This window comes from Pseudomonas sp. K5002 (assembly GCF_013386655.1).
In the GTDB taxonomy this organism is placed as follows: domain Bacteria; phylum Pseudomonadota; class Gammaproteobacteria; order Pseudomonadales; family Pseudomonadaceae; genus Aquipseudomonas.
In genome coordinates this window covers 1-2,658 of record NZ_JACARK010000628.1, presented here as the reverse complement: position 1 = coordinate 2,658, position 2,658 = coordinate 1, and the positions used below count along the sequence as shown (strand labels likewise).

At 56.7% G+C, this 2,658-nt stretch carries 3 protein-coding genes; all 3 read left to right on the top strand.

All coding sequences use genetic code 11. The features are described from left to right. A partial coding sequence (locus HX846_RS25035; protein WP_178966303.1) for an aromatic amino acid lyase occupies positions 1-868 on the top strand: 868 nt, incomplete at its 5' end. Positions 869-960: 92 nt separating this feature from the next. Beyond that, positions 961-1,470, top strand: a complete 510-nt coding sequence (locus HX846_RS25030; RefSeq protein WP_177051781.1) for a prolyl-tRNA synthetase associated domain-containing protein — start codon at positions 961-963, stop codon at positions 1,468-1,470. A 354-nt stretch (positions 1,471-1,824) separates the two neighbouring features. Next, complete coding sequence (locus HX846_RS25025; RefSeq protein WP_003212408.1) at positions 1,825-2,589, top strand: transporter substrate-binding domain-containing protein; 765 nt, start codon at positions 1,825-1,827, stop codon at positions 2,587-2,589. Positions 2,590-2,658: the final 69 nt, after the last annotated feature.

Genomic DNA, 2,658 nt, shown 5'->3' with positions numbered 1-2,658 from the left:
CGTGGCGGCGGCCATGTCGCTGGAGGCGCTCAAGGGCACCATCCGCGCGTTCGACCCGCGCTACCACTCGATCAAGGCTCACCCCGCACAGGCCGCAACCGCCGCCAATATCAAGGCTATTCTGCACGACAGCCAGCTCATCGCAGACAACATCGATTACCGCCTGCAGGACGTCTACAGCCTGCGTGCCATCCCCCAAGTGCATGGTGCTTCCCGGCAGTTCATCAACTACGCGCGGGAAACCATCGAGCGCGAAATCAATTCTTCGGGCGACAACCCGGTGATTTTCCCGCTGGACGACGGTGACGGTATCGCGATTTCCGGCGCCAACTTCGACGGCACCTACATTGGGATTGCAGCCGACACACTGTGTGTGGCGCTGACCAACCTGGCGAAAATTTCCGAGCGCCGGACCGACCGCATGATCAACTCGCACTTCAGCGAAATGCCGGCCTTCCTGGTGCGCAACCCGGGCCTGAACAGCGGCTACATGATCGTCCAGTACACCGCCGCCGGGCTGTACGCCGAAATGAAAACCCTGTCGATGCCATCGTCGATCGACAGCGTCTCGACCTGCGGCAACCAGGAAGACCCGGTCAGCCTGGCCTACAACGCGGTGATCAAGGCCTACAAAGTCTCGCAAAAACTCCAGTCGGTGGTGGCCATCGAAGTGCTGGTCGCGTGCCAGGCCCTGGATTTCCACGATGTGAACAAGGCATCGACCGCGACCAAGGCGGTCTATGACCTGGTGCGCAGTGAAGTGCCGGTGGCGGATAACGACCGCGCGTTTTACGCTGACATGGCCAGTGTGATTGACCAGGTGCGCAGCGGGAAAATCAACGACCTGGTGGCCCATCACCTGAACTGACAACCACGCCGTCAAACGGCCTGCCCTCCTTTTCGGACGGCGGGCCTTTGCCATTTTTGGCGCAGACAAAGTGATACCCGGGGACTTTGCGAATGCTTCAACCCAAAGACGTTCTACACCTGCTCGACACCTGCTCCATTGCCTATGAATACGTGGAACACAGCGCCGTGCGCACCTGCGAAGAAGCCGACAAACTGGACATCGGAATCAGCGGGCAGGCGGTCAAGAACATCTTCCTGTGCGATGCCAAAGGCTTGAATCCCACCCTGGTGGTGCTCAAGAGCGAGCAGCGCCTGGACCTGCGTGCACTCTCGCAAACCCTCGGCCTCAAGGGCCTGAGATTCGCCTCGCCGCGCCGCCTGATGGAAACCCTGGGCGTGGAGCCGGGAGCGGTGTCATTGCTGGGGTTGTGCAATGACGTGCAGCGCGCCACCCAGGTTGTGATCGCCGAAGAGGTGTGGAACGGCGACAGGATTCTCTGCCATCCGCTGGTGAATACCGCGACCCTGTCGATCGCAGTCCGCGATATGGCGCGACTGCTTGAGCACCTGGGATTCACGCCAATACTCACCGCGAACCCTGCCCCCACGCCTGACACCTGACAGCGCACGGGCGGGTGCAAAACGCTACCTATCGACCCAAAACAGGGCGAAAAAACCGCGCACATTTTCTAACCATGTTTAATTTCCTTGAAAATCAACAGGTTATTTATTTTTAAAAGCTGGCAAATATTTTGCAATGACATGTATGTACATGTGGAGTCATGTGCAGACTGGAGAGCGAATCGGCCAGTCCCCAAACCTGTATGCGTTCGAGAAAAAAGTCCTAAGCCCACATCAAAACATTGGTAGGAAATAGAAATGACCGCTAAAAAATCGAATTGGTTAGGCTCTGTTGCTGTAGCGACCCTAGTGATGGCAAGTGCTTCCGGACTGCAGGCAAAGGACTGGACGTCCGTGAACATCGCGACCGAGGGCGCGTACGAGCCCTGGAACCTGACATTGCCAGGCGGGAAGATCAGTGGTTTCGAGCCTGAGCTGATGGACTACCTGTGCGCCAAGATGAAGCTGCAGTGCAAGATCACCGTGCAGAACTGGGATGGCATGATTGCCAGTCTCAACGCAGGGAAGTTTGATGTGTTGATGGATGCGATCGTTATCACTGACGACCGTAAGCAGGTCATGGATTTTTCGATTCCCTACGCGCAGACGCCGGCCAACTTTGTCGCGCAGGATGCGGCGTTGCTGCCGGGTAAAACCGGGGCGGCGAATGCGATTACGCTGAGTGCTGATCCGAAGGCGATTCACGATGCGATCGAGCCGTTGCGTCAGGCGCTGAAGGGTAAAACCATCGGGATCGCTTCAGGCATCATTTACACCAAGTTCATTGATGAGAACTTCAAGGACGTGGCGACGATTCGTGAGTACAACACGTCGGCCGATGCGATTCTTGATCTGCAATCGGGCCGTATTGACGCGATTTTTGATGACGTTACGTTCCTTGATTCGATCATGTCCAAGCCTGAGAACAAGGGGCTGGCGTATACCGGGCCGCAGATCAAAGGCCCTATCTGGGGTGATGGCGAGGGCCTGGGTTTTCGCAAGAGCGATCCGGAGTTGAAGGCCAAGTTTGATGCGGCGTTGAAAGAAGCGATTGCTGATGGGACTGTTAAGAAACTCAGCGAAAAATGGTTCAAGGTGGATTTGACGCCTAAGTCCTGAGGCGTTCCTGGTTGGGGTGGGGGCATATCCGTTATTTGGGTGATGGCTTGTATTGGTTCCGCTCTTACA

Excerpts from the sequence above, each read along its gene's own strand:
- HX846_RS25030 (WP_177051781.1), top strand. The coding sequence starts at position 961 with ATGCTTCAACCCAAAGACGTTCTACACCTGCTCGACACCTGCTCCATT.